The sequence below is a fragment of the Exiguobacterium sp. SH1S1 genome (assembly GCF_004337245.1).
In the GTDB taxonomy this organism is placed as follows: domain Bacteria; phylum Bacillota; class Bacilli; order Exiguobacteriales; family Exiguobacteriaceae; genus Exiguobacterium; species Exiguobacterium aurantiacum_A.
Genome location: NZ_SJUZ01000005.1, coordinates 181,852 through 207,644 on the forward strand (window position 1 = coordinate 181,852; position 25,793 = coordinate 207,644).

31 protein-coding genes, 10 tRNA genes and 1 rRNA gene are annotated in these 25,793 nt (G+C 52.2%); 34 read left to right on the top strand and 8 right to left on the bottom strand.

From position 1 onward, the window contains the following. Positions 1-42: 42 nt before the first annotated feature. Positions 43-678, top strand: coding sequence for a YitT family protein (locus tag EVJ23_RS10965; protein WP_070329202.1), 636 nt, complete (start codon positions 43-45; stop codon positions 676-678). 80 nt (positions 679-758) lie between these two features. Beyond that, complete coding sequence (locus EVJ23_RS10970; protein ID WP_131465997.1) at positions 759-1,481, top strand: YwiC-like family protein; 723 nt, start codon at positions 759-761, stop codon at positions 1,479-1,481. A gap of 19 nt (positions 1,482-1,500) precedes the next feature. Here the strand turns inward: EVJ23_RS10970 and EVJ23_RS10975 are convergent, their stop codons facing one another. Next, positions 1,501-2,448, bottom strand: coding sequence for a DUF4003 family protein (locus tag EVJ23_RS10975; protein WP_236633759.1), 948 nt, complete (start codon positions 2,446-2,448; stop codon positions 1,501-1,503). 160 nt (positions 2,449-2,608) lie between these two features. Here EVJ23_RS10975 and EVJ23_RS10980 point away from each other — a divergent pair, with 160 nt between their 5' ends. Together EVJ23_RS10980 and EVJ23_RS10985 are read left to right on the top strand one after the other, a co-directional pair. Further along, entirely contained in the window at positions 2,609-3,079 is a 471-nt protein-coding gene (locus tag EVJ23_RS10980) for a DUF2243 domain-containing protein (protein ID WP_131466000.1), read from the top strand. A 6-nt stretch (positions 3,080-3,085) separates the two neighbouring features. After that, positions 3,086-3,871: a cytochrome c oxidase assembly protein gene (locus EVJ23_RS10985; protein WP_131466002.1), complete on the top strand. Its 786-nt coding sequence runs from the start codon at positions 3,086-3,088 to the stop codon at positions 3,869-3,871. Positions 3,872-3,939: 68 nt separating this feature from the next. Here the strand turns inward: EVJ23_RS10985 and EVJ23_RS10990 are convergent, their stop codons facing one another. Both EVJ23_RS10990 and EVJ23_RS10995 read right to left on the bottom strand, forming a co-directional pair. Continuing rightward, positions 3,940-4,371: a type III secretion system chaperone family protein gene (locus EVJ23_RS10990; RefSeq protein WP_016509669.1), complete on the bottom strand. Its 432-nt coding sequence runs from the start codon at positions 4,369-4,371 to the stop codon at positions 3,940-3,942. A gap of 66 nt (positions 4,372-4,437) precedes the next feature. Then, positions 4,438-4,704: a metal-sensitive transcriptional regulator gene (locus EVJ23_RS10995; RefSeq protein ID WP_016509666.1), complete on the bottom strand. Its 267-nt coding sequence runs from the start codon at positions 4,702-4,704 to the stop codon at positions 4,438-4,440. A 283-nt stretch (positions 4,705-4,987) separates the two neighbouring features. On the opposite strand from EVJ23_RS10995, the gene EVJ23_RS11000 reads away from it, so the two are divergent. The 4 genes from EVJ23_RS11000 (at position 4,988) to EVJ23_RS11015 (ending at position 9,924) form a co-directional block, all read left to right on the top strand. Continuing rightward, positions 4,988-5,293, top strand: coding sequence for a rhodanese-like domain-containing protein (locus tag EVJ23_RS11000; RefSeq protein WP_016509667.1), 306 nt, complete (start codon positions 4,988-4,990; stop codon positions 5,291-5,293). Next, entirely contained in the window at positions 5,290-7,755 is a 2,466-nt protein-coding gene (locus EVJ23_RS11005) for a CoA-disulfide reductase (RefSeq protein ID WP_131466004.1), read from the top strand. The genes EVJ23_RS11000 and EVJ23_RS11005 overlap by 4 nt, the downstream gene beginning before the upstream one ends. A 183-nt stretch (positions 7,756-7,938) precedes the next feature. Further along, positions 7,939-9,384, top strand: a complete 1,446-nt coding sequence (locus tag EVJ23_RS11010) for an alanine/glycine:cation symporter family protein (protein ID WP_070329207.1) — start codon at positions 7,939-7,941, stop codon at positions 9,382-9,384. Between the two features lie 84 nt (positions 9,385-9,468). Further along, positions 9,469-9,924 carry a hypothetical protein gene (locus tag EVJ23_RS11015; RefSeq protein ID WP_070329208.1) on the top strand — a complete coding sequence of 152 codons (456 nt, stop codon included), beginning with the start codon at positions 9,469-9,471 and terminating at the stop codon, positions 9,922-9,924. A gap of 113 nt (positions 9,925-10,037) precedes the next feature. Here the strand turns inward: EVJ23_RS11015 and EVJ23_RS11020 are convergent, their stop codons facing one another. Beyond that, on the bottom strand, positions 10,038-11,060 hold the full coding sequence (locus EVJ23_RS11020) for a metal ABC transporter solute-binding protein, Zn/Mn family (protein ID WP_131466006.1): 1,023 nt from the start codon (positions 11,058-11,060) through the stop codon (positions 10,038-10,040). Positions 11,061-11,233: 173 nt separating this feature from the next. On the opposite strand from EVJ23_RS11020, the gene EVJ23_RS11025 reads away from it, so the two are divergent. The 3 genes from EVJ23_RS11025 (at position 11,234) to EVJ23_RS11035 (ending at position 13,322) form a co-directional block, all read left to right on the top strand. Further along, positions 11,234-12,169 carry an alpha/beta hydrolase gene (locus tag EVJ23_RS11025; protein ID WP_131466008.1) on the top strand — a complete coding sequence of 312 codons (936 nt, stop codon included), beginning with the start codon at positions 11,234-11,236 and terminating at the stop codon, positions 12,167-12,169. A 66-nt stretch (positions 12,170-12,235) separates the two neighbouring features. Further along, complete coding sequence (locus EVJ23_RS11030) at positions 12,236-12,835, top strand: histidine phosphatase family protein (RefSeq protein ID WP_131466010.1); 600 nt, start codon at positions 12,236-12,238, stop codon at positions 12,833-12,835. Positions 12,836-12,845: 10 nt separating this feature from the next. Then, the gene (locus tag EVJ23_RS11035) at positions 12,846-13,322 is read left to right on the top strand and encodes a DUF456 domain-containing protein (RefSeq protein ID WP_070329213.1); all 477 of its coding nucleotides are present in this window, start codon (positions 12,846-12,848) and stop codon (positions 13,320-13,322) included. Between the two features lie 74 nt (positions 13,323-13,396). On the opposite strand, the gene EVJ23_RS11040 is transcribed toward EVJ23_RS11035, so the two are convergent. After that, on the bottom strand, positions 13,397-13,870 hold the full coding sequence (locus EVJ23_RS11040; RefSeq protein WP_070329230.1) for a YwpF family protein: 474 nt from the start codon (positions 13,868-13,870) through the stop codon (positions 13,397-13,399). A gap of 113 nt (positions 13,871-13,983) precedes the next feature. On the opposite strand from EVJ23_RS11040, the gene EVJ23_RS11045 reads away from it, so the two are divergent. Beyond that, positions 13,984-14,286: a hypothetical protein gene (locus EVJ23_RS11045; protein WP_071398906.1), complete on the top strand. Its 303-nt coding sequence runs from the start codon at positions 13,984-13,986 to the stop codon at positions 14,284-14,286. Between the two features lie 35 nt (positions 14,287-14,321). Here the strand turns inward: EVJ23_RS11045 and EVJ23_RS11050 are convergent, their stop codons facing one another. Continuing rightward, the gene (locus EVJ23_RS11050; RefSeq protein WP_070329215.1) at positions 14,322-15,767 is read right to left on the bottom strand and encodes a nicotinate phosphoribosyltransferase; all 1,446 of its coding nucleotides are present in this window, start codon (positions 15,765-15,767) and stop codon (positions 14,322-14,324) included. A 23-nt stretch (positions 15,768-15,790) separates the two neighbouring features. Beyond that, complete coding sequence (locus EVJ23_RS11055; RefSeq protein WP_131466012.1) at positions 15,791-16,324, bottom strand: cysteine hydrolase family protein; 534 nt, start codon at positions 16,322-16,324, stop codon at positions 15,791-15,793. A gap of 142 nt (positions 16,325-16,466) precedes the next feature. On the opposite strand from EVJ23_RS11055, the gene EVJ23_RS11060 reads away from it, so the two are divergent. From EVJ23_RS11060 to EVJ23_RS11070, 3 genes are read left to right on the top strand one after another with little or no spacing between them, the layout of a single operon-like run. After that, a complete protein-coding gene (locus EVJ23_RS11060) occupies positions 16,467-16,742 on the top strand; it encodes a 4a-hydroxytetrahydrobiopterin dehydratase (RefSeq protein WP_070329217.1) in 276 nt (91 codons plus the stop codon). Then, a complete protein-coding gene (locus EVJ23_RS11065) occupies positions 16,735-17,217 on the top strand; it encodes a hypothetical protein (RefSeq protein ID WP_236633533.1) in 483 nt (160 codons plus the stop codon). The genes EVJ23_RS11060 and EVJ23_RS11065 overlap by 8 nt, the downstream gene beginning before the upstream one ends. Positions 17,218-17,251: 34 nt before the next feature. Beyond that, complete coding sequence (locus EVJ23_RS11070; protein ID WP_070329219.1) at positions 17,252-17,569, top strand: hypothetical protein; 318 nt, start codon at positions 17,252-17,254, stop codon at positions 17,567-17,569. A gap of 36 nt (positions 17,570-17,605) precedes the next feature. Here the strand turns inward: EVJ23_RS11070 and EVJ23_RS11075 are convergent, their stop codons facing one another. Further along, positions 17,606-18,331 (bottom strand): rhomboid family intramembrane serine protease, encoded by a 726-nt coding sequence (locus EVJ23_RS11075; protein ID WP_131466014.1) that lies wholly within the window; start codon positions 18,329-18,331, stop codon positions 17,606-17,608. A gap of 63 nt (positions 18,332-18,394) precedes the next feature. On the opposite strand from EVJ23_RS11075, the gene acpS reads away from it, so the two are divergent. The 19 genes from acpS to EVJ23_RS11170 form a co-directional block, all read left to right on the top strand. After that, a complete protein-coding gene (gene acpS / locus EVJ23_RS11080) occupies positions 18,395-18,772 on the top strand; it encodes a holo-ACP synthase (protein ID WP_070329221.1) in 378 nt (125 codons plus the stop codon). Further along, positions 18,750-19,826, top strand: coding sequence for an alanine racemase (alr, locus tag EVJ23_RS11085; RefSeq protein WP_131466016.1), 1,077 nt, complete (start codon positions 18,750-18,752; stop codon positions 19,824-19,826). Before acpS ends, alr begins: the two co-directional genes overlap by 23 nt. 128 nt (positions 19,827-19,954) lie before the next feature. After that, positions 19,955-20,233: a hypothetical protein gene (locus tag EVJ23_RS11090; RefSeq protein ID WP_070329223.1), complete on the top strand. Its 279-nt coding sequence runs from the start codon at positions 19,955-19,957 to the stop codon at positions 20,231-20,233. Between the two features lie 5 nt (positions 20,234-20,238). After that, positions 20,239-20,589, top strand: coding sequence for a type II toxin-antitoxin system PemK/MazF family toxin (locus EVJ23_RS11095; RefSeq protein ID WP_016510516.1), 351 nt, complete (start codon positions 20,239-20,241; stop codon positions 20,587-20,589). A gap of 140 nt (positions 20,590-20,729) precedes the next feature. Further along, positions 20,730-21,056, top strand: coding sequence for an STAS domain-containing protein (locus EVJ23_RS11100; protein ID WP_016510528.1), 327 nt, complete (start codon positions 20,730-20,732; stop codon positions 21,054-21,056). Further along, positions 21,053-21,529: an anti-sigma B factor RsbW gene (rsbW, locus tag EVJ23_RS11105; protein ID WP_070329224.1), complete on the top strand. Its 477-nt coding sequence runs from the start codon at positions 21,053-21,055 to the stop codon at positions 21,527-21,529. The genes EVJ23_RS11100 and rsbW overlap by 4 nt, the downstream gene beginning before the upstream one ends. After that, positions 21,495-22,295, top strand: coding sequence for an RNA polymerase sigma factor SigB (sigB, locus tag EVJ23_RS11110; protein ID WP_070329225.1), 801 nt, complete (start codon positions 21,495-21,497; stop codon positions 22,293-22,295). The genes rsbW and sigB overlap by 35 nt, the downstream gene beginning before the upstream one ends. 66 nt (positions 22,296-22,361) lie before the next feature. Continuing rightward, positions 22,362-24,500: a Tex family protein gene (locus EVJ23_RS11115; protein ID WP_236633534.1), complete on the top strand. Its 2,139-nt coding sequence runs from the start codon at positions 22,362-22,364 to the stop codon at positions 24,498-24,500. Between the two features lie 220 nt (positions 24,501-24,720). Beyond that, positions 24,721-24,795, top strand: a tRNA-Asn gene (locus tag EVJ23_RS11120). A 9-nt stretch (positions 24,796-24,804) separates the two neighbouring features. Continuing rightward, a tRNA-Ser gene (locus tag EVJ23_RS11125) sits at positions 24,805-24,896 on the top strand. A 32-nt stretch (positions 24,897-24,928) separates the two neighbouring features. Next, positions 24,929-25,003: transfer RNA gene (locus EVJ23_RS11130), tRNA-Glu, on the top strand. A 4-nt stretch (positions 25,004-25,007) separates the two neighbouring features. Continuing rightward, positions 25,008-25,083: transfer RNA gene (locus EVJ23_RS11135), tRNA-Val, on the top strand. Between the two features lie 23 nt (positions 25,084-25,106). Beyond that, positions 25,107-25,182 (top strand) — tRNA-Asp (locus tag EVJ23_RS11140). A 7-nt stretch (positions 25,183-25,189) separates the two neighbouring features. Then, positions 25,190-25,261, top strand: a tRNA-Gln gene (locus EVJ23_RS11145). A 9-nt stretch (positions 25,262-25,270) separates the two neighbouring features. Beyond that, positions 25,271-25,346, top strand: a tRNA-Lys gene (locus tag EVJ23_RS11150). Positions 25,347-25,376: 30 nt separating this feature from the next. Then, positions 25,377-25,464, top strand: a tRNA-Leu gene (locus tag EVJ23_RS11155). Position 25,465: 1 nt separating this feature from the next. After that, positions 25,466-25,542, top strand: a tRNA-Arg gene (locus EVJ23_RS11160). 10 nt (positions 25,543-25,552) lie between these two features. Continuing rightward, a tRNA-Ile gene (locus EVJ23_RS11165) sits at positions 25,553-25,629 on the top strand. 101 nt (positions 25,630-25,730) lie between these two features. Continuing rightward, positions 25,731-25,793: ribosomal RNA gene (locus EVJ23_RS11170) — 16S ribosomal RNA — on the top strand; the annotation flags it as partial.

Sequence of the window (25,793 nt, forward strand, 5' to 3'; positions counted from 1 at the left end):
TGAGGATCCTCCTCTCCGTTGAAAACGGGGAGGACAATCGGAATGAAACGAGTTGCTACCATAGTGCTCGGAACGCTGATCATGGCGTTCGGTTATTATTATTTGAATGAACAGTTTGGTTTGGCAGAAGGGGGCTTTGTCGGGTTAGCATTACTCGGCCGCTATTTATTTGATATCGATCCGGCGATCTCGATGATCGTACTCGACATCCCCTTCTTTTTAATCGCTCTTTGGTGGAAAGGCTGGCGCTTCGTCGGACAAGCCGTGCTTGCCGCGGCGTCACTTTCGCTCAGCTATGCGATGTGGGATCGACTCGACCTGTTGACGTTTGACATCCAGGTCTGGCCGGCGACACTGTTTGCTGCGATTGCGAGTGGGATTGTGACCGGCTACGGTCTCGGTCTCGTCTTGAAGTCAGGTGGAGCGACCGGAGGCGACGATTTATTCGCACTCGGTCTGTCAAAGTGGTCCGGCGTATCGGTCGGAACGATTCTCATCGCCTTCGATGTGGTTGTTCTTGCGATCTCGCTCATCTACTTGCCGCTCTCGAACGCGCTTTACACGCTCATCGCGGTCTCAATCGCTGGTCGTGTCGTCACGAAGATGTTGACGGAAGACGCTGTCGAAGTAGCCATACCAAGTGTGACCAAACTAACACCAAAAAACGATCTCGCGTGAGATCGTTTTTTGTTTTGTAAAATTTGTCACAGTTTTCCCCACGCCGTTCTTCTAAACTGATTATAGAAGGAGTGAGTCACATGAAATGGATGATTCCAAAACAGCACGGCGCCTGGTCGATGCTTATTTTACCGTTCTTACTCGGCGGCATCGTCGGAGGATGGACACTCGCGCACTTACCGTTCGCCATCGCTTGGTTGTTCGTCTACATGGGCACGTTTTTCTTGTTCCAATACGTGAAGCAACGGAAGAAGTCGGCTGAGCTGTTGCGAATAGTCGTGACGTATCTCGTGATTGCGACAGTCGCTGCCATTCCGGTGTTCATCACCGAGTGGCGTCTCGTCTGGTTCGTCCTCGCGATGATCCCGTTCGGTCTCGTCAACGCCTATTTCGCCAAAATCAAAGACGAGCGCAACGTCTGGAACGACGTCAGTGCCGTCACGTCATTTTGTATCGGTGGGATGGCGAGCTATTACTTGGGTGCGCAGACGTTGGGCGCGACGATCGTCTGGCTGTTCATCTTGCCGTACTTGTATTTCCTCGGCAGTATCTTTTACGTCAAGACGATGATTCGGGAGAAGAAGAGCGCGTTGTACCGGAACATCTCGTGGGGGTATCACCTCATGCTCGTCGCAGCGTTCATCGCGTTCGGCTATCCGCTGCTCGCGCTCGCATACGCGCCGAGCCTCGTCCGGGCGATCGTTTTCTACGGCAAAAAGATCCCGGTCATGAAAATCGGGATCTTTGAGATCGTGAACTCGGTGTTCGTTTTAATTTGTTTGAGCGCATATCTTTACACGTAGAAGGGGCAACCCTTCTTTTTTAGTCGCTTGACGACGTGCTCGCGATGATGGCGACGCTTGCTGCTGCCGAGGCTGCTTGTTGCATCGCCAGCAAATGAGCGAACGTCCCGTTCAGTAGCAGGTCGCTCGCATCTTCGGTAATATGTTCCGCGGCGACGAGTTGGATGGCGACGTTTAGTCCGTGCGTGTTGAACCAGCGTTGCTGCTCTTTTTCAGCGTTCGTGATGTCGAGGATCGCTTGTTCGTCTTGGTCGTTCGGTGCCGAGACGATCGAGAGCAAGGCGAGCGACGGTAGCTGCTCACTCTTGACGGTAAGCTGTTGGTTTTGTAGGCGGGTGCGCCAGTCTAAGAAGCGAGCGACGGCGTCGTCTCGGTCCAACTTGCTGAACATGAGCAAATGCGACACGAGCTGCAGTTCGTTCGAGCGTGGTAAGTGGATTTTCAGCGCCTCGTAATACGATTCGATGCGCTCGTTCAGTTCAGTGTGGTCGTCGAACGCTTGCACGAGGACGAGTGCCGACAGCAGATCCTCTTCACTCGTGAGCCACGGATGCTGGCGTTTAAATGCTTGATAGAGGGCGCTTGCCTCATCGAGCCTGCGTTCCGGTTCGTCGACGTTGATCAACTGGCTCGCGAGGAACGGCCGCAGCGCGCTGAAACGGAAATGTTTTCGGTCGAGCAGCGTGTCGAGACGAAGTGCTTCGTCAATCGCGGGGCCGACGTCTTCATACTTGGCGTCGAGAAACGATAACCAGACGAGGTTGTTGCTGCCGCGAAACTTGGAGAAGGCTTTTGTCTTCCGTTTGACGACCTCCTGTGCCTCGGCAAATCGACTTGGATCGAACGGGGTGTCGTGGATGGCGTAGTTGACGGCCATCAAACGCCGGAAGTCGTCAGTGAGTGCCCATTTGGTCGCCGTTTTGATGGCTTCGAACGAATCGAGGTAAAGCGTATAACGAGCCAACATAAAAATCCCTCCTTTTTCTATTCGTACGGAAAAATTGGGCTAAACGTTTCATAAAAGTGATATTGTTTCTGTTCTTAAATTAGGACGGCGTTTAATTAGTAAACAAAAGGGAATCGAAATATGTCCGAAAACTTTGTTATTAATTTGGAGGTGCCGAAACATGGAAGGTAGTCCGTATGCATACGCGTTCCGTAACCTTGGTTCGGGATTTCTGTTCGGATTGGGCCTGATTGCATTTGTGGATGAGACGATATTTCATCAATTGTTGGCGTGGCATCATTTCTACGATAAATCGACGTCTGCCGTCGGCTTATTCTCAGACGGGTTATTTCATGCGTTCAGTTGGTTTGCGACCGTAGCTTCCTTGTTCCTCCTGGCAGACCTACGGAGAAGAAAGTCATTTTGGATGAAGCGATGGATCAGTGGCGTCCTGATTGGCGTTGGTTTTTTTCAACTCTACGATGGGATTATTCATCACAAACTACTGAAAATTCATCAGATTCGTTATGGCGTTGAGATTCTTCCATATGACCTCGTTTGGAATGTTACGGCCCTTGTCATCCTCATAGGTGGTTTAGTGCTCTTTAACCAAACGCAGAAACGGAAGCTACTTGTAAAAGAAGGAGGATAAATGAGGATGCATTCCCATGTCCAGACGATAAGTGGCGGTTATGAGGCGGCGGTCGTGATTTTGTTGTTTATGGCTCTCCTTGCTTATTCGTTCGCCGGAATTTTTACGAGTCGCGCTTATAAACCGTGGCCGCTATATCGCTACGGTTTATGGATGATAGGTATTGTTTGTGTAGGCCTTACTTTGGTTGGACCGTTAGCGACTTTTGCCCACACCAATTTTGTCGGGCATATGATTAGTCATCTGTTTCTAGGTATGTTGGCGCCATTGTGTCTCGCCTTGTCCGCCCCGATGACGTTACTGTTGCGGACGCTTGATGTACACGTCGCGAGAAGAGTGACACGCGTATTAAAAAGTCGGCCGCTCCAATTCTTCACGAATCCGGTCACGGCTTCCGTTCTCAACATTGGAGGACTATATCTGCTCTACATGACGAATTTGTATTCACTGATGCATCAATCAATTCTTTTATATGTGTTAATTCATCTGCATGTGTTTTTAGCAGGGTATTTGTTTACCATTTCTTTGATTTATGTGGACGTCACGTCACATCGATACAGCTACATATACCGATCACTTGTATTGATTGCAGCGTTGGCCGGACATAAGATATTGGCAAAAATAATTTATGTGAGCCCACCAAATGGGGTGCCAACAGGAGAGGCAGAGGTAGGAGCCATGTGGATGTATTACGGTGGGGATTTGGTTGATCTTCTATTAATCATCATTCTTTGTTACCAGTGGTATATTGCAACTTCTCCCCGTGCCCTAGCTACGAGAGATAACGTATGAGTACACAAGAAAAGACGATCGTCCCGATGCGTTCGGGATGATCGTCTTTTCTGTCTGGCGGTCTACAATTATTGAACTTGCGTGTACAGTTTTTGCATGTACTCGTTCACTTCGTCGGCTGCTTGGAACATCATGAACGAATGTTGCAAGATGATTTCCGGTGAGAAGCCGAGGTCGAGATCGAGCGTTGAAGCGAGCGTGACGTCACGGTCGCTGTCGAGCACGCAACGGAAGTACTTGAACTCTTGGTTGAACTCGTTCAGTGCGTTGAGGATCGGTAGGTCTTCGACGTAGTCCGGCACGTGCGTCACTGTCGCGGCGTATAGCTCGGCGTCAGTCGTCTTTTTGTTGAAGGCGATAATCATAACGGGCTGGGCCCCAGATTTAGTCGTTTCACGCGTTAAAAACGTGACGTGCGTTTCGGTCTCGCTCTCTTTGAACGTCATGTTGCGTTCTGCGACGAGCGCTTTGAATGATTCTACTTTTTCTTCGAAGTTCACAAAGAAATCCCCCTTAAAAGTCGTTACTCTAACTTTCTCCCATTTGAGAGGGGAAAGCAAGGGGAACTAGCGTTTCATCAACATTTTGATGGCTTCTTCGACCGTTTCCGACGTATCTTCGCCATCTTGTTGCGCCGTGATGATGCACTGCTCCAAGTTCTTGGCGACGATGATCGTCGAGGCGCGGTCGAGTGCCGATCGGGCCGCGCTCAGTTGTGTCACGACGTCGCGACACTCCTTGCCTTCTTCCATCATGCGGATGATGGCCCGGATCTGGCCTTCGACCCGTTTCATCCGGTTCAACACTTTCGTGTCGTATTGATACTGTTCCATAAGTTTCACCTCTATATTCAAATCGTTCAGTAACCCAACTAGTATTGTGTAGTCTCATCTTAATACGTGGGGGAGTATGTGTCGAGCAACAACGTTTAAGCCGGAAAAAATCGACTGTTTGCCGATTCGTCAAACTTTTCCCTTGCAATCACATACCATAGGGGGTATATTAATGACGTGGAAGCGAATTGTTCAATGAATCACAAAGTTTATCGAACGCCCGCTACCAAGCTGATCATGAATACGTGAAATGACTATAGATAAAAAGGATGGGTAAACAAAGATGAAAGCATCGGCTTTAAAACGTCAAATGGACTTTGAAGTCCCTGTAAACATCGTCGACGTGCGCGAACGCGACGAGTTTCAAGAAGCACACATCGCGGGGGCGGCGAATTATCCGCTCTCTGAAATAACGGAGTGGATTGATACGCTCGACACAGACCAAGAGTACATCGTGCTTTGTCGTTCGGGCGCTCGCAGCACGCAAGCTACTTGGCAAATGGAAGCAAAAGGTTATAAAGTGGTCAATATAGAAGACGGCTTGATGAGCTGGCCTGGTGAAGTCGTCAAAGGAGGAAACGAGCAATGAGTAAAAAAATCGTAATTGTCGGTGGGGTAGCAGGTGGTGCTTCGGCAGCCGCACGTCTCCGTCGCTTAAATGAAGAAAATCAAATCGTCATGTTCGACCGTGGCGAATATATCTCATTTGCCAACTGTGGTCTCCCATACTACATCGGTGACGTGATTCAAGACCGTCAAAAATTGCTTGTCCAAACAGTTGAGGGCATGAACAAACGGTTCCAACTCGATATCCGCAACTTGACGGAAGTGATGAAAATCAACCGCGCTGAGAAGACGGTGACGGTGAAACACGTCCAAACGGGTGAAACGTACGATGAGTCATACGACGTCCTCGTCTTGTCGCCTGGAGCGAAACCGATTCGTCCGAACATTCCTGGAATCGAGGAAGCAGAAGATATCTTCACGCTCCGAAATATTCCGGATACAGATAAAATCCGCAGCTACGTCGATGACAAGGCACCGAAACATGCGACGGTCATCGGAGGCGGCTTCATCGGAATCGAGATGGCTGAAAACTTACGTGAACGCGGCGTTGACGTGACGCTCGTCGAAATGGCGGATCAAGTCATGACACCGCTCGACCGTGAGATGGTCGCACCAATCCATGAACATATGCGTCTCCATGGCGTGGACCTCCAATTGTCAGACGGCGTGTCGTCGTTCTCTGATCAAGGGAAGAAGATTCATTTGACGAGCGGCCGTGTCATTGAAACGGACATGGTTGTCATGTCGATCGGGGTCATTCCTGAATCGACGATCGCCCGAGAAGCCGGTCTTGAGACAGGGACACGTGGCGCTATCCGTGTCAACGAGAAGATGCTCACGTCAGATCCGAACATCTATGCGATCGGGGACGCGGTCGAAGTGCTCGACTATATCTTCAAAGAGCCAACGGTCGTTCCGCTCGCATGGCCAGCCAACCGTCAAGGACGCCTCGTTGCCGACATCATTAACGGCCGCGACGTGAAGTACAATGGGACGATGGGTACCGGGATCGCAAAAGTGTTCGACATGACTGTCGCTTCGACAGGATGGAACGAGAAACGTTTGAAAGCGGCCGGCAAAGAGTTTGAAGCCGTCCACGTGCACCCAGGTTCACACGCAGGCTACTACCCAGGATCGACTCCGGTTTCACTCAAACTGTTGTTCCATCCGACAACGGGTGAAATCTACGGTGCTCAAGGTGTCGGGATGAACGGTGTCGATAAACGGATCGACGTCATCGCGACAGCAATCAAAGGTGGTTTGACGGTCCTCGACCTGCCAGACCTCGAACTTAGCTACGCACCGCCGTTCAGCTCGGCGAAAGATCCGGTCAACATGATCGGTTACGTCGCCTCGAACGTCATCCTCGGTGACAACGAAGTCGTGCATTGGGACGAGATTGACGCATTGGTCGAGAACGGTGCGACACTCCTTGACGTCCGTGACGAGTCTGAGCATGAGCTCGGGAAAATTCCTGGGTCGATCAACATCCCGCTCAACTCGCTCCGTGACAACTTGGACAGCTATAGTAAAGACGAGACGATCTACGTGACGTGTCAAGTCGGCCTTCGTGGCTACCTGGCTTCACGCATCTTGCGCCAAAATGGCTTTAAAGTGAAAAACTTGAGCGGTGGCTACAAGACGTGGTCGCAAGTACGACGTGATTTTGACGCGCTCGAGACAGTTAAAACGGCAGATGAGACTGCTGCGACAGCAACGAAGGAGGCACCACCCGCAATGACGAATGAACCAGTCGGAGAACCGATTTTCCTTGATACATGTGGTCTTCAATGCCCGGGCCCGATCTTAGAAGTAAATAAAAAAGTGGCAGAGCTCGGCGAAGGTGAGACGCTCCGCGTCCTCGCAAGCGATCCTGGTTTCTTCGCAGACATCGAAGCATGGGCGAAAAAGACGGGTAATAAACTCGTCTCGAAACAGTTCGTGAACGGTCGCGTCGAAGCGATCCTTCAAAAAGGCAACGGCCCTGCGGCCGCTCAAGCAGGAGCACCAGCCGGCGACGGCGCTTCGATGGTCGTCTTCAGCGGAGACCTCGACCGTGCCCTCGCCTCGTTCATCATCGCTCAAGGCGCAGCGGCAATGGGCAAAGAAGTGACGATGTTCTTCACATTCTGGGGATTGAACGTCATTCGTAAACCAGACGCACCTGACGTGAAGAAGCAAGGTCTCGAGAAGATGTTCGGCATGATGATGCCTTCGCATGCTGGAGAACTTCCGCTCTCGAACATGAACTTCGGTGGGGTTGGCCAGAAAATGATGAAGAAAGTGATGAGCGACAAGAACGTGCCATCACTTGACCAAATGATTAAATCGGCACAAGAAGCAGGCGTCAAGATGGTCGCTTGTACGATGTCGATGGATGTCATGGGAATCAAAGAAGAAGAGTTGATCGACGGCATCAATCTCGGCGGTGTGGCAGCATACCTCGGGGCAGCTGAAGGCGGCAACTTGAACCTGTTCATCTAAGTGAATTAAATAATCAGAGCGACTGGCCATGTGCCGGTCGCTTTTTCTATTGTTTGGGTGTGAAACTTGAAAATTGCTGAAAAAGATTGCATTCTCCGCACACTTTTCCTATAATTCTAATCATGTTAAGAAAGTTGACATAACTTTTACTTATAACTAAACATACATTTTGGAGGATTGAAGATGGAGAATATGATCGAAAAGTTTGTTGGGCAAGCGAACGACCTGCTCTGGTCGTCGGTGCTCATCGTCGTTCTTGTCGCGTTAGGCCTTTACTTCACGATTCGCATGGGGTTCGTTCAGTTCCGTATGCTTCCTGAAATGTTCCGCCTCTTGTTCAAAGACGGCATGAAGCGTGAAAAAGGACAAGTGTCTTCGTTCCAAGCGTTCGCCATCGGGACGGCAGCACGTGTCGGAACAGGCAACATCGCCGGTGTCGCGACAGCGATCGCGCTCGGTGGTCCGGGAGCTGTCTTCTGGATGTGGATCATCGCTTTAGTCGGTTCCGCCTCGGCGTTCGTCGAGAGCACGCTCGCACAGGTCTATAAAATTCGAGATGGCCGTACATGGCGCGGGGGACCGGCTTACTACATGGAGCGCGCCCTCGGGCAACGGTGGCTCGGCATCTTGTTCGCCATCCTCATCACGTTCTCGTTCGGTTTTGCTTTTAACTCGGTCCAATCGAACACAATTTCGCTTTCGATGAGCAACCAGTTCGGGGTCAGCCCGACAACGGTCGGTCTCGTGTTGGCTGCCATCACAGCAATTGTCATCTTCGGCGGCATCCAGTCGATTGCGATGTTATCAAGTATCATCGTTCCAATCATGGCCGGCGGTTACATCCTGCTCGCTTTATGGATCATGATTTCAAACGCTTCGCTATTGCCGAGCGTGTTCGGTCTCATCTTCTCTGAAGGTGTGCTCGGTCTCGAGCAACTGTTCGGCGGGGCAATCGGGGCGATGGTCCTTCAAGGGATCCGTCGCGGTCTGTTCTCGAACGAAGCGGGTATGGGGTCGGCTCCGAACGCGGCAGCGACTGCTGAAGTATCACACCCGGTCAAACAAGGCTTGATCCAATCGTTCAGCGTCTTCGTCGACACGCTTCTCATCTGTACGTCGACAGCGATGATCATCTTGTTGTCAGGCGTGGCTGGTTCGGAAGCGTTCGCAGGTGTCGAATTGACACAAGCGGCGCTCACGGCTGAGATTGGTCCGATGGCGACGTCGTTCCTGACAATCGCGATCTTCTTGTTCGCGTTCAGCTCGATCCTAGGAAACTACTACTACGGTGAGACGAACATTCAGTTCATCTCGAATAAAAAGATTTATGTCACGCTCTACCGCATCGGTGTCGTCGGGATGGTCCTCTTCGGAGCTGTCCGTTCGGCCGGTCTCGTCTGGTCGATCGCCGACGTGTTCATGGGACTCATGGCGCTCGTCAACTTGTATGCGATTTTCCGTCTTGCGAAAGTCGCGCGGCTCGTGCTCGACGATTATTTGGAGCAACGCCGTCAAGGAGACGATCCGGTATTTTATGCCGACTCGATCGAAGACCTGCCTGGTCGTGAATATTTAGAGGCTTGGGATAACGAGGAAGAAGAAGTCAAAACGGGTACGTTCCGTTCATAAGCAACAAACCGTCTACGAATATACGTAGACGGTTTTTTTGCGTCTGAAAGAAGGGTAAAGTGAAGAAAAGGGGGGCGTTCACTCATGGAGACGACACATTATATACGCATTTCCCCGGAAGTATGGGTCTCGTTCGGTCAAGACCCGGAGATGATTCTAGACTGGTTGCTTCACGTGCACGAGCAACACCGTGACACGTACGAGACGTTGACGCTTCCAAATATTGAACGGTTTCAACAAATACTCGGTCAAATCGAGGTGTATATCGACGGGAATGACACGTATAACTTGGAGATGGCCGTCATCGGGGAAGAGTTGGTCGTCAATGAGAAGCAGGCGGTCGTCGTCGGGATTTTGACGCCGCAGCTGCTTCATATCGTCAAAGACGCGATGAACGCCTTCAAAAAAGAAGATGTCGGAGAGATGGCGCTAGTGAATCGTGACAGTCTCGATGACATTTGGCTCAAATGGACGCTGTTGAAGCGCTTCTGTGACGAGGCGAGCGAGCGGGATGAGCTCGTGTTGATTTATTATGAATGACACCTTTGTCCCGATTTTCGTATCTGGTATCATTTGGGCAAGGTTGAGACAAATCGACCGAGAGCCGGAATTATAAAAAGCTCGACGCCGTGGCGCCGAGCTTTTGTTCTGTCTTATTTCAATGCGATTTCAAGCGCTTTGACGTTCTCGCGCATCAAGTCGAAATAGCTTTGGTCCATCTGTTCTTTCGTGACCGATTCAAGGTTGTAAATCGTCACCGCTTCGGCACCAATCTCATTTTTGACGACTTCGGCCACTTTCGGTGTCACCGTGTCCTCGAACGCGATGTACTTCAAGTCATGGAGCTCTGCCTCTTCGATGACTCGCTTCAACGCTTGCTGTGACGGCTCTTCAGACGGCGTGAGACCAGTGATCGGAAGCTGGTCGAAACCGTATCGTTCCGCCAAGTAGCCATAAGCCGCGTGCGTCACGAGGAGCTCTGACTTCGAACCGGCGTCGACAGCCGCTTGCAGCTCGGCATCGAGCGTGTCGGCTTCTTCTTTGAATGCGCTCAACCGATCTGCGAATTCGTCTTTATAGTCAGGCGCTTGCTCGGCGAACGACGCCTCAACCGCTTCTGCCATCGAGACGGCGTTCATCGGATCGAGCCAGACGTGCGGGTCGTATTGGCCGTGATTGTGACCGTCGTCCTCGCTGTGGCCTGCGTCTTCTTCCGTATGCCCATCTTCCTCGTGGCCATGCTCGTCTGCTTCGTGGCCGTGCTCATCCTCACCGTGAACGTGGACCGTGTCGTCAGCCGAGAGCAGAGCGATGTCTTCTGCTGTTTTGACGAACGTGACGTCCTCACTCGCGAGACTCTGTTCCATCGACTCGACGTACGGCTCAAGGTCATGGCCGATCGTGAGGAATAGATCAGCTTCCGCGATCTGTGTCATCTGTTTTGAAGTCGGCTCGTACGTGTGCGGGTCGGCACCTGGCGGGATCACCATCTCAACGCGGACGCGATCGCCCCCGATCTCTTCGGCAATCGATTTTAAGGCGAATGTCGACGCGTATACCGTCAACTGATCGCTCGCTTCGTCTGTAGCATTTGTAGCATTACTCTCTTCGTTGTTGGCGCAACCGCCGAGTAAAAGTGTCCCGGCCGCGGCGACACTCATTAATTTCTTGTTCATGTATTATTCCGCCTCTCATTCTCTATATCAATTATTAAACCGTAACGGTTACGTTCTGTGACTGCGTCTAATATTATAGGGGGCAGTCAATCACACGTCAAGTCCGACTTCCGATGGATGGTTTTTAAAGAAAAAGGGAATATGATTAAAAAAAGAGCGAGGAGTGGATTTGTATGAGAAAGGAGACCGCCTGGTTTGTCGGGGGCGCTGCGTTAGCGGCGGCGACCGCAGCCGGGGCGAGCGTTTGGAATCAGTACGGTTCGCTCGTTAGATGGCAAGAACCAGAGATGACGGTTCGCCCGTCTATACGCAAACGACGAACCCACACTTACAAGTTCGTCAACGACCAACCGCTCCAATTCGATATATACTACCCGCCGGGCGATGGACCGTTCCCGGTCGCCGTCTACGCGCACGGTGGCGCGTTCGTCCGCGGGGGCCGAGGCATGGTGACGTTGTTCCATCCCCTTCTCGATCATTTCTTGGGGAAAGGGTTCGCCATCGTCAGCATCGACTATCGACTGTTCGAGGACGGGGTCTACTTCCCGGACAACATCATCGACGTGTCTGACGCGCTCTGTTACTTGAAACAACATGACGGGCTTCTCAATCTCGATATCGATCAATTGATCGGCTGGGGAGACTCGGCGGGGGCGGCGCTCGTCCTCGCGACGGCGCTCGACCGGGGTAAACAGTTTATAGGTGAACTCGGTGACGATGTGCCGCCGATGAAAGGGGTCATCGCGTTGTATCCGCCGACGAACTTCCTCTTGTTCAAGTTCATCCAGACATGGCTCGCGCACTTGAAGTTTTACGAGGGCAGTCGCGAGGCGTGGCGTGAATTGATGGTGAAATGTTCACCGGTCACACATCTGTATGACGACGCGCCGCCGATTCTCATCTTGCACGGGAAAAAAGACCCAATCGTCCCGTTCGGGCAAGCGCTCCATTTCGTCGAGCACGCCAGTGAGGTCGGGGCGAACGTCCAGCTCATCTCGTTCCCGAACGGTACCCACTCGCTTGCAAGTTTTCTCCAATCCGATAATCCGATTAAAGAAACACAGCTCATGGCCCGCATCGATCGTTTCATCGACGATGCCTTGATGTGACGTTGCGATTTTTTAGAAAGATGTTACGATTGGAAAAGATTTAACGATTACGAAGGAGTGAAGAGTGTGACGGAACTTTGTTTAGTCCGACATGGTCAGACGGATTGGAATTTTCAAGAAATCATTCAAGGACGGGAAGATATCCCGCTCAACGCGCTTGGACATCGCCAAGCCGAAGAGAGCGCGGCTTTTTTAAGTCAAGAGAACTGGGACGTGATCGTCGCGAGCCCGCTCACGCGAGCGGTTGACACGGCCCATTACATCGCGGAGGCGTGCGGGATCGATCCGGGCGAGATTATTCAAGACGAACGGTTCATCGAGCGTGAGTTCGGCCATGCGTCAGGCAAACCGGTGCCTGGCATTTACGAGGCCGTTCAAGCGGACGATCAGGAACGGGTTCCGGGTCTTGAGTCAGAAGACGAGATGCGGGCCCGGGTGCTTGAAGGGATGGAACATCTCGTCAAGGTGTATAAAGGGAAGCGGATCATCGTCGTCTGCCATTCGCATGCGATCAAAGCCGCCCTATCGGCGGTCGATGACACGTACACGTTCCGCCATGCCATGCGGAACGCCTGCTCGAACTATATCGAACATCGTGAAGATCAGTTCGTCGTAAAGGCCGTGAACGTCGCCGATCATATTACGAACGAGATCGTCACGAAGTGAGGAGAGGCTCATGACGACATTGCTCTGGATTTTCATCATCGCATCATTTGTTGTCGCGTTCGCGGGTTTGATCTATCCGGTCATCCCGAGCGTGCTGTTCTTATTCATCGGTTATGTGATTTACGGATTCGGGTTCTCATTTGAACCGCTCACATGGACGTTTTGGCTCTGGCAAATCCTGTTCTTGATTTTCTTGTTTGCGGTCGACTACATCGTCACACGGGCGACAGTCGACAAGCGCGGCGGCTCGGAACGGGCGAAGTGGGGCGCGACCATCGGCTTGATTGCCGGACCGTTCATCTTCCCGCTCGTCGGCGTACTCATCTTCCCGTTCATCTTTGCGTTTTTAGCGGAGCTCACGCTCGGCAAAACGACGCGCGAGGCATGGAGCATCGGCGTCGGGACGGTGCTCGCGTTCCTTGGAAGCACCGTGCTCAAAGTCATCGGTATGACAATGATGGTCATCTTGTTTTTCATGTATATCTAAAGGCGGAGAAAATTCTTCGTCTTTTTTGGTTGAGCCGTTTACAAAAACGGGGAAAGAAAAACAAGACCGTTCGCTTATTCGAACGATCCTGTCTTGACGAGCTGGGTGAAGGCAGAGCGGCTGAACGACTGTTGCTGCTCGACTTGTTTTTCGAAGAACGACGGTTTGAGATTGGCGTCCGCCACCCCTTCTGAGATCAAGGAGTCGAGAACTTGTTTCGTCGGATCTTGTTTTGGCAGGAGCATCAATCCTTCAGCGACGAACGTGTGATGGTTCGACAGCGAACGCTCGCTCGTGAACGTCATCGCGATGGCCGCGGGACGGTTATTGGCCGAGGTGATGACCGCCTCTGCTAAAAGAAGGATCCGTTTATTCAAATAGTGGTGGAGCATGACGGCAAATTCGGTCGGGACGAGCATTTCAAGGAGCCATTCATTATCGTGTTCTTTCGAGATGATCAACCCGTCGAGCAGCTCGATCGGGAGGTTTAACTCGTTGCCGTACTCGTCTTGGACGAGGCGGACTTGGACCAGACGGAACGTTTTCATCGTATCGATCCCTTCCACGTTTTCTTTAACTCATCTTAACATAGTCTGATTCGAAGATTGTGTTACGATAACGGGGAAGCGACTTGAATATCAGAGGATAAGGAGGCATCACCATGAGTTGGATTGTTGGCATAATCGGATATATCACGATCCTAGCAATCGGTTATTACGGTGTCCTTTTCTTCAAAGTAAAGCAAGAACGGAGTCGAGCCGGGTATCGCATCTTTCTTTTACTCGCGGGACTGTTCTTCGTGAGTGGGAGTGACTATATCATCGCCTTGTTCCAAGGGGACACGGAGGCGACGTTTTGGCAGCGGACAATCTATTTCATCTTGATTTTGATTTCCCTTTCGATCGCACTTTACTTTCGGAGAAAAGAAGATAAACTCCATGCGCACGAAATGACGACCGCATAAAGAAAAGGTTACGGGGACGCCCCGTAACCTTTTCTTTATTTTGGAATCCGTGTTTGACGGATCATTTCGAGCTTCAAATCCCACAGTGGCTTGCTGAACGTGACCGCATACACTTCCGGCAACCGGAGTCGCTTGTACTCTTCCCATAGGCCGTTCATCTGCTCATGGTGATACTGGCGGATGTCTGTCGCACTCGGTAAGTCGTACACGCGCTTCCCATCTAGGAAGATCGGTTCGAGCAAACGTTTGACGGTGAAGTTGCGCGTCTTGATCCGGAACGCCGGGTCACGCACGTCGATCAAGTCGATCTCCGTATACGTCTCGACTGGTTCGTCGGCGAGCGCGATGTAATCCCCTTTGAACTTGCCCGTCTCGTTATCGATGATCCGGTAAAGTTCTTTCTTGTGCGGGGTCGTCGTCTTCACTTTCGAGGACGACACTTTGATGACCGGTTTCAACTCGCCGTCGGCCCCTTCACGGGCGACGAGCTTGTACACCATCCCGAGGGCCGGCTGTTCATAAGCCGTGATCCCGCGCGTCCCGACGAGGAACGTGTCGGCTTCAGCGCCTTGCATCCGCAAGTCTTGGATGACGTACTCGTCGAGGTCACCTGAAACGACAATTTTAACGTAGTCGAGACCGGCCGCGTTCAATGCTTTCCGAGCCCGTTTTGATAAGTAGGCAAGGTCGCCCGAATCGAGACGGACCGATTTCAAGCGGTATCCTTTCGCCTCGAGCTCTTTTGCGACCGTGATGGCGTTCGGGAGCCCCGATTTGAGCGTGTCGTATGTGTCGATCAACAGGCTCGTGTTGTCCGGATACATCTCGGCAAACGAACGGAACGCCTCGAGTTCGTCATCATGAAACTGGATGTCGGCGTGCTCCATCGTCCCTCCGGTCGGGACGTTGAAATCACGTCCTGCCGAAACGAGGCTCGTCACGTCAAAGCCGGCGATGTAAGCGGCGCGCGTCCCATAGTAGGCGGCGTCGACGCCTTGGGCACGGCGGGCCCCGCCTTCAAGCAACGTCTCATTCGGCGCGGCTTGACGGATTCGGGCGTACTTCGAGGCAATGAGTGACTCATGGTTAGCGATGTTGAGGAGCGCCGTTTGGAACAGCTTCGCTTCGAAGATCGTCGACTCGATCCGGACGACTTGTTCGTGCGGGAAGATGATTTCACCTTCGCGCACACTATAGAGAGAACCGGTGAACTTGAAGTTGCGGAGGACGTCACCGAACTCGTCCTCGAACCCGAGCTGTTCTTTCAAATAAGCGATATCGGCTTCCGTGAACGAGACGTTCTCTAAATAGTGCACGATATTTTGCAAGCCGGCGAAGACGACGTAACCGCCGCTGAACGGGTTCGAGCGGTAGTAAAGGTCGAAGACGACTTTTTCGTTATGACGGCCTTGTTTCCAATAAATATACATCCAGCGTGGGAGATAAAGGTCGGTATGAAGCGCTAAGTTGCGATGTAACATTGTAGTTTCCTTTCTGTTTGGCGTCACTTCCCGGTCACAGTAGCTCCGAGGGTCGTGACAAAATGTTCGAGCGCCCAGTCGTGTCCGACCGGGTTAAAGCTTTGAACCGCATCCGCATGGACGACGATCTTGTATCCGAGGTTGTACGCATCGACGGCCGTATGGAGCACACAGATGTCGGTGCATACACCGACGAGATGGACTTCATGGATGCCGCGCTCACGTAGGCGAAGGTCAAGGTCTGTGCCTGCGAAGGCGCTGTAACGCGTCTTGTCGATCCAATGATCGGCGCGTTCAGCGGCGGTTTTGACGGCGCCGTACAACTCGCGACCTTCCGTGCCCCGAATGTTGTGGGGTGGGAACAACGTCGTTTCAGGGTGATACGTGTCGCCGGCGTCATGGACGTCGTTCGCGACGACGACGTAGTCCTCTGTTGAAAATTCCTCGATCAACTGGACGATTCGTTCTTCTATGTTTTGCCCGGGTTTCCCGCAAGTCAAACGACCCGTGTCTGCGATAAAATCAAACGTATAATCAATGACGATCAATGCCCGCATGGGAAGTCTCCTCTCTCTTGTGAAGAATGATTTGGCTATCTTTCTTATTCTAAATCATTTTGCGGCATGCGAAAAAGATTATTTTCGCGCTTGGTCGGGTAGTAAGTGTAAGAGGAACTGCAATCGAAAGGGGAATCAGCTGATGATTTTGTCATCGACCGAACTGTCTGAACAGTTGTCACGATTACCGGGCTGGGAAGTCGTCGAAGGGGAGTTACAAAAAACGTATCGCCTCGAGACGTTTCCGGAGGCGATCCAATTCGTTCATCTCGTCGCCGATATGGCCGAGACGCTCAACCATCATCCGAACATATTGATCGAGTATCGCAACGTCACGCTCACCGTGTCGACACACGACGAAGGAGGCATCACAGAGAAGGACATCATGCTCGCGAAAGGCTGTGAGGAACTTGTCTAAACTGTTTATGACGTTCGCCTCAGGCAGTGTGGCCGATCGGTTGCGCAAGGAACCGGGCGTCATCGTCGCGAGCGGCAACGAGACAATCTTGCTTGCCGAAGGGGACAAGTCCCCGTTCCAGAGTGGGAAGACGTTCCAGATCGAAGAAGCGGCAGGACAATTCGCGCCGACAGGGAATATCATCTATGCGAACATCCCGGTCGACTCGAACGCCCGGTCGCTCTTGTTCCACCGATTGCTGAAAGAAAAGTCTCGTCTCGGGTCTGGGCACAACGGATTTGCCGCGTATCGGCTCGGCGTTGACCCGGACGACAACCACGGGATTGTCATCATTCAATTCACTGAAGAAGGAAATCGGTTCCGTGATTCGACCGACTACTTACTGTTTCAAGAACGGTTGAAAGAAGCCGTCGAACAAAAAGGGGCCGGTCCGATCATAAAACACTATGTCGTCAGTGAACCGGATAACCTATAATAAACATAACGTCACGTTAGGGGAGGATTTTTTTATGAACAAGAACTACTTCTGGATGGGTTTGGCGGCAGGTGCCATTATCGGTGCCAGCGCATCGCTACTCCACAAAGAGACACGCGATCAGCAGATCAGACAGCTCAAAGGGATGAAGTCACGCCTCAAGTCGACGGACACATCGACGCAATCACATTCGGTTGGGCTCCAAGCCTCATCGAAAAGCAGCTTGAAAGATCGCGTCATGGACTTGAAGGCGTTGTACGAAGAAAACCAAGACACGATCCAAAACCTCGTCGAAGACGTCAAAGACTTGGTCGACGCGCTCCAAGACGCACGTCATAAAAATCAGATTTAATTCAAATGGCCAAGCGCTGAGCGCTTGGCCATTTTTTCATAAGAACCGTGCGAACAAGCCGAAAACGGCGAGCCCGATAATGACGTAGAAAATCCATTTGCTGTCGCTCGAATGGACGACAGGCGGAGCGTACTTCCGCGGCTTGTACTTCCCGTAACGGAGCGGACGCGAGTAAGGCACCGTGAAACGAGACAACGGGATCGCGAGCAAGAATCCGGCCAAGAATCCGTACACGTGTCCCCAAAGCGACACGTTCGACCCGATGAGCGTGAACACGGCGCTGATGGCGACGAAGATATAGACGAGTCGAGCGTCTTGGCTGTAGATGAGCGTACGGCGGAAGCGGCCGATGAAAACGTAGAAGCCGAGAATCGCTAAAATCGCACCCGAAGCACCGGCCTGCAGGTAGAACAGTTCGCTCACCGTGAAGAACGTCAACAAGTTGGCGAGCGCACCCGCCACGAGATAAAACACGGCGAACTTCACATGACCGACCATGCGTTCCATGGCAGGTCCGAAAATGATGAGCGCGAACGAGTTGAACAGCAAGTGACCGAGGCCTAAATGAATGAAGTTGGCTGTCACGAGACGGTACCACTCGCCCTGGGCGAGCGCGAGGTGGAACGACCCTCCGAGCGCGACGATACGCAGTGAGGGCATCAAAGAATCGATGACAAACACGAGCAGTTGGATTACAATGAACAGCGTTACGAGCGGATACGCCCGTACGAACGTTTGAACATTCTCAGTACGACTAAACATAGCATCACCTCTTTTCTTAATTGTATAAGGAAACGAGTGAAAAAGGAAAGGAGCGAGTGTCCTATGATTGCGGGAATCGGAATCGATATCGTCGAGCTAGAACGGATCGCTCGCTCGATCGAACAACCTCGCTTTATGAACCGGGTGCTTACGGAGGCAGAGCGCGGGCTTGCCCTCACGTATTCAGACGAACGCCGAATCGAGTTCGTCGCCGGTCGGTTCGCGGCGAAAGAAGCCTACGCCAAAGCGGTCGGGACAGGCATCGCCCGCGGTTTGTCGTGGCAGCAGATCGAAATATTGCCGGACGAGACGGGACGCCCGCATATGACGGCGCCTCACCCGGGCCGGATTCATGTCAGCATTAGCCATAGCGAACGGTACGCCGTCGCACAAGTCATCATTGAAGAGGGGGATCACCATGTTTCGTCCAAGTTGGATTGAAATCGACCGGGCGGCGATCGCCCACAACATCATCGAAATCAAAAAACGTATCCCGCAAGCGCTCATGGCGGTCGTGAAAGCGAACGCCTACGGGCACGGGGCCGTTGAGGTCGCGAACATCGCGCTCGCAAACGGGGCGACGATGCTCGGAGTCGCCTTGCTTGAAGAAGCAATCGAGCTTCGAGACGCCGGTATCACCGCCCCGATCCTCGTCATGGAAGCACAATTCCCAGAATACGCCGGAGTCGCGGCCGAGCATGATGTGACGCTCTCCGTGTTCTCGGCCGACTGGTTACGTGAGGCGAAAGCGTATATGACCGAGCGTCCGCTCACCGTCCACGTCAAAGTCGACACAGGCATGGGACGTCTCGGCTTGCGGACGCGGGCCGAACTTGACGCACTTCTCGACGCAGCCGACGACCGCTTTGACGTCGAAGGGATTTATACACACTTCGCGACGGCCGACGAACCGGACAGTCCGCTCTATTACGAGCAACAAAAGCGGTTCAGTCAGTTGATCGACGGACTCATCCCGCGCTTCCGCTACATTCATACATCGAACTCGGCCGGGGCGATCCGGATGGCCGGAGAAGATGTTCCCTATAACCTTGTCCGTGTCGGCATCGCGCTGTACGGGTTATACCCATCGAGCGAGATGGCGTCGGCGTATGCGTTCTTGAAACCGGCGTTCACATTGAAGAGCCGACTCATGCAAGTGAAGACGCTTGAAGCCGGGCAGACGGTCAGCTACGGTGCGACTTACACGACGACGGCCGATGAATGGATCGGGACGGTACCGGTCGGTTATGCCGACGGCTGGATCCGCAAGGCGAGCGGCTTCGAAGTCGACGTCGAGGGCGAGCGTTGCCCGATCGTCGGACGGGTGTGCATGGACCGCTTCATGATCCGCCTTCCGCACGAGTTCTCGGTCGGCACCGTCGTCACGTTGATCGGCGGGGCGGTCGCCATCGATGAACTCGCGGCACACCTCGGGACCATCAATTACGAGGTCGTTTGTCAATTGACGAGTCGATTGCCACGGCGCTACGTGTAAATCATAAACGTGTGAAATTATCTGAATTCTTTCGTGAATCCTCTATATTTTCCCATTCTTGCGTGTTATATTGATAAAGAACGCGGGAAAAATTCCGCCAATCACCGAAACGATTCTGGAGGTGCAAGATGTTGAAACAGCGAACTGCGGGTGCTCTAGTGTCCGTTCCAGATCGGTTCTCGCAGCATGTGAGTCCGATTTCGATGAAAGATCGTGAATCACTGTCATTGAACGATGTAGTGACGTACTTGTCTAAGGAAATTGCTGATCGACAACAAGCACTGCGTGAAGAATTGGCGAAAGGCTATCAAGAGATGGCCGCGTTTAATTTGAATATGGCAGAAGAGATGCTGATGATTGAGACGGAAGCCGAACATGCTCTCTTACGTCAAGTAAGCGGGGTGTGAGCGGAGTGATCGTAAAGCGTGGTGACGTGTTTTATGCGAATCTGTCGCCCGTAGTCGGTTCAGAGCAAGGTGGAGTTCGTCCGGTTCTCGTCATTCAAAACGATATCGGCAATCGCTTTAGCCCGACCGTCATTGTCGCTGCGATTACGGCTCAGATCCAGAAAGCAAAACTGCCGACTCATGTGGAAGTATATCAAGTCAAACACGGCCTCGAACGAGACTCCGTGATTTTGCTTGAACAGATTCGAACGATTGATAAGCGTCGTCTGACGGATAAAGTCACTCATCTCGATGATGAGACGATGCACAAAGTTGACCGAGCGCTAGAGATCAGTATGGGATTAATCCCGCTCTAGCTTACATATAACTAAACCGGTACATGGGTATCGGTTTTTTTTCAAAAAGATCGATAAAAGTGGTTTCAAATCCTGAAATAAGGGAAATATGATTAATCGTACTCAATTTTTCTATGCGTAACATTAGGAGGGAATATACAATGGATTTAGCGATTCGCGAGCAAGTCATTGGAGAACAATTACACCTTTACGTTTCTGGAGAGGTAGACACATATACGGCACCAAAATTGAAAGAGGTCTTGCACCCGGCGATTACGGAACAAGATGTCATCGTTCATTTGGACGAAGTCGACTATATGGACTCAACAGGTCTCGGCGTCTTCGTCGGCGCACTTAAAATTGCCAAACGTAACGAGAAAGAGTTGTCGCTCGTCGGCGTTACCGATCGCGTCAACCGTCTCTTTGAATTGACAGGCCTAGACAAGTTATTGTCGATCAATACAAACGTAAGAGGTGGCACGAAATGAGTAACATCGAACAGACGGTGATGACGTTCCCGGCCAAACCGGAATATGTCGGCGTGGTCCGTTTAGTCGTCTCAGGAATCGCTAACCGTATGGGATATACGTACGACGAGATCGAGGATATTAAAATCGCGGTCTCGGAAGCGTGTGGCAACGCTGTTCAGCACGCTTATGAAGACCAAGAGGGTGAAGTGAAGCTCACGTGCGGCGTCCACGACGACCGCCTCGAGATGACGATCGAAGACTCGGGCAAGACGTTCGCGGACGACGTGAAACGCCAAGCGGCTCCGGTCGAGGAGACGGCAGAAATCGAATCGCTTCACGAAGGGGGACTCGGTCTTTTCCTCATTGAAGCGTTAATGGATAACGTCTCGATCAACAAGGACAACGGTGTCAAAGTGACGATGACGAAACTCCTTAACAGGGACGAGGTGGATCAGAGTGCCAGCAAAATCTCAACAACGCCATCACAGTGATGATGAAGTATTAGAGTGGATTGAGCGCTATCAACAGGACGATCAAAACGAAGAAGTCCAGATGCTCCTCATCAACCGATACTCAGACCTTGTTGAAGCGCTCGCTCGAAAATTCTCGCGTGGCCGGGCCATCCATGATGACCTTGTGCAAGTCGGGATGATCGGGTTGCTCGCCGCACTTCGCCGTTTCGACCCGGAGTTCGGACGCAGCTTCGAATCATTCGCCGTTCCAACGATCATCGGTGAAATCAAGCGTTTCATCCGTGACAAGACGTGGAGCGTTCACGTGCCGCGTCGGATCAAGGAGCTTGGACCGAAAATCAAGAAGACGGTCGAAGAGCTGACGACAGAACTGCAACGGTCACCGCGCATCGATGAGATCGCCGAATACCTTGGCGTTTCCGATGAAGAAATTCTCGAAACGCTCGAGATGGGCAAGAGCTATCAAGCGCTCTCGGTCGACAGCTCAATTGAAGCGGACAATGAAGGCAGCACGGTCACACTGCTCGACCTCGTCGGCAGCCAAGAGCGTGGGTATGAGTCAGTCGACCAGCGCCTCATTCTCGAAAAGGCGTTCAGCGTCTTGAACGAGCGGGAACAAGCGATTTTGGAATGTGCTTACTATAAAAACATGAGTCAAAAAGAGACGGGCGAACTCCTCGGTATTTCCCAGATGCACGTGTCACGTCTACAACGACGCGCGCTCGAGAAATTGCGTGAGGCCATCAAAGTCCCACTCAACGAAGTATTCTCAAGCGATGACTAAACGGTCATCGTTTTTTTGTCGTCTTCTACAGAGTTTGCTACACTTCAATAGAGAAGAGAAAAGGAAGTGATTCGATTGATTACGAAGATTGCGAACGAATTAAAGCTGAATACGAGTCAAATCGAGACGGTACAACAACTTGCGTCGGATGGAGCGACGATCCCGTTCATGGCCCGCTATCGAAAAGAGATGACGGGGAATTTGGACGAAGTCGAGATCAAAGCGATCCTCGACTCGCTCCAATACGAAGAGAGTCTCCAAAAACGGAAAACAGACGTCCTCGCAAAACTCGAAGAACTCGAGAAGGCGACGCCGGAGCTGACACGGGCCATCGAGGTCGCGACGAGTCTCCAACAAGTCGAGGACATCTACTTGCCGTATCGTCCGAAGCGCCGGACGAAAGCCGAGCAGGGACGAGAGAAGGGGCTGCAGCCGCTCGCCGACTGGTTCCGAGAAGTATCTGCTTATTCGGTGCAACAAGCGGAGGGACTCGCGGGTGAACTGGCGCTAGAAGAGGCGCTTCCGTTCGTACAAGCAATCATCGGGGAAGAGTGGGGGGAAGAGGCAGCGCTCCGCCAGACGCTGCGGACGAAAGTGCGGAACGAGGCACTCCTCCGGTCCCAAAAGAAAAAGGCGGCAGAAGATGAGAAAGAAGTGTTCGCCCAGTATTACGACTACGAGGAGAAAGTGGTCGGCATCGTGCCGCACCGCATCCTCGCGTTGAACCGGGGTGAGCGGACCGACGTGCTCCAAGTGAAGCTCGTCTTTGACGAGACGTTGTTCTTGAAACGAGCAATCAGTAAGTTGGATCGTCTTCCGACCGAGAAACGGGATGTCGTGACGCTCGCTATAAAGGACGCGTTCAAGAAATCGGTCTTCCCGGCCATCGAACGTGAAATCCGCAGTTCGTTGACCGAGACGGCTGAAGAACAAGCGATCGACGTCTTCGCGAAGAATTTGAAGCAGCTCTATATGCAGCCGCCACTCCGTGAAGTCGTCGTGCTCGGTATTGACCCGGCCTACCGGACCGGCTGTAAGTGGGCCGTCGTCAACGAGACCGGGAAAGTCGAAGAAGTCGGCGTGTTCTATCCGACGGCGCCGAAGCATGACGTGACCGGTTCAGAAAAAGTGCTCTCATCTCTTGTGAAACGCTATCCGATCTCCGTCATCGTCATTGGCAACGGGACCGCCTCACGTGAGACCGAGCAATTTGTCTCGAACTGGCTGAAGACGGCCGAGCGTGAGATCGCGTACGCGATCGTCAATGAAGCCGGTGCCAGCGTATACTCGGCTTCCGAGATTGCGCGATCTGAGTTCCCGGAGTTGAAAGTCGAAGAACGTTCGGCTGTATCGATTGCCCGTCGGATCCAAGATGCGATGGCCGAGCTTGTGAAAGTCGACCCGCAATCGGTCGGGGTCGGACAGTACCAGCATGATGTCAGTCAAAACAAATTGAAAGGCTCACTCGAGTTCGTCGTCGAGAGCGTCGTCAACATGGTCGGTGTCGATGTGAACCGGGCTTCCGAGTCGTTGCTCACGTACGTATCGGGCCTCAATAAGACGACGGCAAAAAATATCGTCGCGTATCGTGATGAGTTCGGGCGCTTCAATACCCGCAAAGAAATCAAGAAAGTGCCGCGTCTTGGGGCGAAGGCGTATGAGCAGGCGGCTGGCTTCCTTCGCATCACGAACGGGAGCGACGTGCTCGACCAAACCGAGATCCACCCAGAGAGTTACAAGTTGACGTTATCTCTATTGAAGGAACTCGGTGTCTCGAAAGCAGCGGTCGGCACGGCCGAGTTGCGAGATCGGTTGAAATCGGTCGATGCCCGAGTGCTCAGCGAAACGCTTGAGGCGGGACTGCCGACGGTCGAAGACATCTTGAAGTCGCTTGCCAAACCGGGCCGTGATCCACGTGAGGATATTCAAAAGCCGCTTTTACGGACGGACGTCATGAACTTAGAAGACTTGCAGGTCGGGATGGAGTTCCAAGGGACGGTCCGCAACGTCATCGACTTCGGGGCATTCGTCGACATCGGGGTCAAACAGGACGGGCTCGTCCACATCTCGAAGTTGTCGAACCGTTACGTCAAACATCCGCTCGACGTCGTCGCGGTCGGGGACATCGTCACCGTCTGGATCGAGCAAGTCGATGCCAACCGGGGCCGGATCAGCCTGACGATGCTAGAGCCTAAAAAACAATAAATCAATATTTAGTAAGAAGAAAGTCGGAGTTGAGCAAAGTGGTTTCATTTTGCTCAACTTTTTTATTAAAAAGTGTTGACGGTCGTTTTTGACCGTGATATCTTATAGAGGTCGCCAAGAGCGCGGCATGAAAAATTAAAGCTTTTCTAAAAAAGTGATTGACACGTTTCGGGTTTGCGGTTACAATTTAAATCGTTACTTTGAAAAATTCAAGCAACGTTCCGCAATAGCTCAGTGGTAGAGCAACCGGCTGTTAACCGGTAGGTCGTAGGTTCAAATCCTACTTGCGGAGCCATTTTATTTTGGAGACGTACCCAAGCGGCTATAAGGGGCTCCCCTGCTAAGGGAGTAGGCTGGGAAACCGGTGCGAGGGTTCGAATCCCTCCGTCTCCGCCACTTACTTTTTAGAAAACATCAATCAAATAAATGGCCCGTTGGTCAAGCGGTTAAGACACCGCCCTTTCACGGCGGTAACACGGGTTCGATTCCCGTACGGGTCACCATTTCGGAGGATTAGCTCAGCTGGGAGAGCACCTGCCTTACAAGCAGGGGGTCGGCGGTTCGATCCCGTCATCCTCCACCATTTCAAATTTAAGCGCGTATACTGGTCTTGTGGTGTAGGGGTTAACATGCCTGCCTGTCACGCAGGAGATCGCGGGTTCAAATCCCGTCAAGACCGCCATTTACGTTGGGCTGTAGCCAAGTGGTAAGGCATTGGATTTTGATTCCAACATGCGAAGGTTCGATCCCTTCCAGCCCAGCTTATATTTGAGCCATTAGCTCAGTTGGTAGAGCATCTGACTTTTAATCAGAGGGTCGCAGGTTCGAGCCCTGCATGGCTCACCATTTTTATTCCTCGTAACATTTAATTACGCTGCGGTCGTGGCGGAATCGGTAGACGCGCTAGGTTGAGGGCCTAGTGGTGGTTAACACCGTGGAGGTTCAAGTCCTCTCGACCGCACCATGCACCCTTAGCTCAGCTGGATAGAGCGTTAGACTACGAATCTAAAGGCCGGGAGTTCGAATCTCTCAGGGTGCACCATTTTTATTATGGGCCTATAGCTCAGCCGGTTAGAGCGCACGCCTGATAAGCGTGAGGTCGGTGGTTCGAGTCCACTTAGGCCCACCATCTTAACTGACGAACTTTGAAAACTGAACGATGAGGCAAAAAAAGTTTTACAAGTTTTGATTGAAGCGCAAGCTTCGTCATTTTCAAGAGCTATATCAAATTCTTTGGAGAGTTTGATCCTGGCTCAGGACGAACGCTGGCGGCGTGCCTAATACATGCAAGTC

Excerpts from the sequence above, each read along its gene's own strand:
- EVJ23_RS10965 (WP_070329202.1), top strand. The coding sequence starts at position 43 with ATGAAACGAGTTGCTACCATAGTGCTCGGAACGCTGATCATGGCGTTC.
- EVJ23_RS10970 (WP_131465997.1), top strand. The coding sequence starts at position 759 with ATGAAATGGATGATTCCAAAACAGCACGGCGCCTGGTCGATGCTTATT.
- EVJ23_RS10975 (WP_236633759.1), bottom strand. The coding sequence starts at position 2,448 with ATGTTGGCTCGTTATACGCTTTACCTCGATTCGTTCGAAGCCATCAAA.
- EVJ23_RS10980 (WP_131466000.1), top strand. The coding sequence starts at position 2,609 with ATGGAAGGTAGTCCGTATGCATACGCGTTCCGTAACCTTGGTTCGGGA.
- EVJ23_RS10985 (WP_131466002.1), top strand. The coding sequence starts at position 3,086 with ATGCATTCCCATGTCCAGACGATAAGTGGCGGTTATGAGGCGGCGGTC.
- EVJ23_RS10995 (WP_016509666.1), bottom strand. The coding sequence starts at position 4,704 with ATGGAACAGTATCAATACGACACGAAAGTGTTGAACCGGATGAAACGG.
- EVJ23_RS11000 (WP_016509667.1), top strand. The coding sequence starts at position 4,988 with ATGAAAGCATCGGCTTTAAAACGTCAAATGGACTTTGAAGTCCCTGTA.
- EVJ23_RS11005 (WP_131466004.1), top strand. The coding sequence starts at position 5,290 with ATGAGTAAAAAAATCGTAATTGTCGGTGGGGTAGCAGGTGGTGCTTCG.
- EVJ23_RS11010 (WP_070329207.1), top strand. The coding sequence starts at position 7,939 with ATGGAGAATATGATCGAAAAGTTTGTTGGGCAAGCGAACGACCTGCTC.
- EVJ23_RS11015 (WP_070329208.1), top strand. The coding sequence starts at position 9,469 with ATGGAGACGACACATTATATACGCATTTCCCCGGAAGTATGGGTCTCG.
- EVJ23_RS11020 (WP_131466006.1), bottom strand. The coding sequence starts at position 11,060 with ATGAACAAGAAATTAATGAGTGTCGCCGCGGCCGGGACACTTTTACTC.
- EVJ23_RS11025 (WP_131466008.1), top strand. The coding sequence starts at position 11,234 with ATGAGAAAGGAGACCGCCTGGTTTGTCGGGGGCGCTGCGTTAGCGGCG.
- EVJ23_RS11035 (WP_070329213.1), top strand. The coding sequence starts at position 12,846 with ATGACGACATTGCTCTGGATTTTCATCATCGCATCATTTGTTGTCGCG.
- EVJ23_RS11040 (WP_070329230.1), bottom strand. The coding sequence starts at position 13,870 with ATGAAAACGTTCCGTCTGGTCCAAGTCCGCCTCGTCCAAGACGAGTAC.
- EVJ23_RS11045 (WP_071398906.1), top strand. The coding sequence starts at position 13,984 with ATGAGTTGGATTGTTGGCATAATCGGATATATCACGATCCTAGCAATC.
- EVJ23_RS11050 (WP_070329215.1), bottom strand. The coding sequence starts at position 15,767 with ATGTTACATCGCAACTTAGCGCTTCATACCGACCTTTATCTCCCACGC.
- EVJ23_RS11055 (WP_131466012.1), bottom strand. The coding sequence starts at position 16,324 with ATGCGGGCATTGATCGTCATTGATTATACGTTTGATTTTATCGCAGAC.
- EVJ23_RS11060 (WP_070329217.1), top strand. The coding sequence starts at position 16,467 with ATGATTTTGTCATCGACCGAACTGTCTGAACAGTTGTCACGATTACCG.
- EVJ23_RS11070 (WP_070329219.1), top strand. The coding sequence starts at position 17,252 with ATGAACAAGAACTACTTCTGGATGGGTTTGGCGGCAGGTGCCATTATC.
- EVJ23_RS11075 (WP_131466014.1), bottom strand. The coding sequence starts at position 18,331 with ATGTTTAGTCGTACTGAGAATGTTCAAACGTTCGTACGGGCGTATCCG.
- acpS (WP_070329221.1), top strand. The coding sequence starts at position 18,395 with ATGATTGCGGGAATCGGAATCGATATCGTCGAGCTAGAACGGATCGCT.
- alr (WP_131466016.1), top strand. The coding sequence starts at position 18,750 with ATGTTTCGTCCAAGTTGGATTGAAATCGACCGGGCGGCGATCGCCCAC.
- EVJ23_RS11090 (WP_070329223.1), top strand. The coding sequence starts at position 19,955 with ATGTTGAAACAGCGAACTGCGGGTGCTCTAGTGTCCGTTCCAGATCGG.
- EVJ23_RS11100 (WP_016510528.1), top strand. The coding sequence starts at position 20,730 with ATGGATTTAGCGATTCGCGAGCAAGTCATTGGAGAACAATTACACCTT.
- rsbW (WP_070329224.1), top strand. The coding sequence starts at position 21,053 with ATGAGTAACATCGAACAGACGGTGATGACGTTCCCGGCCAAACCGGAA.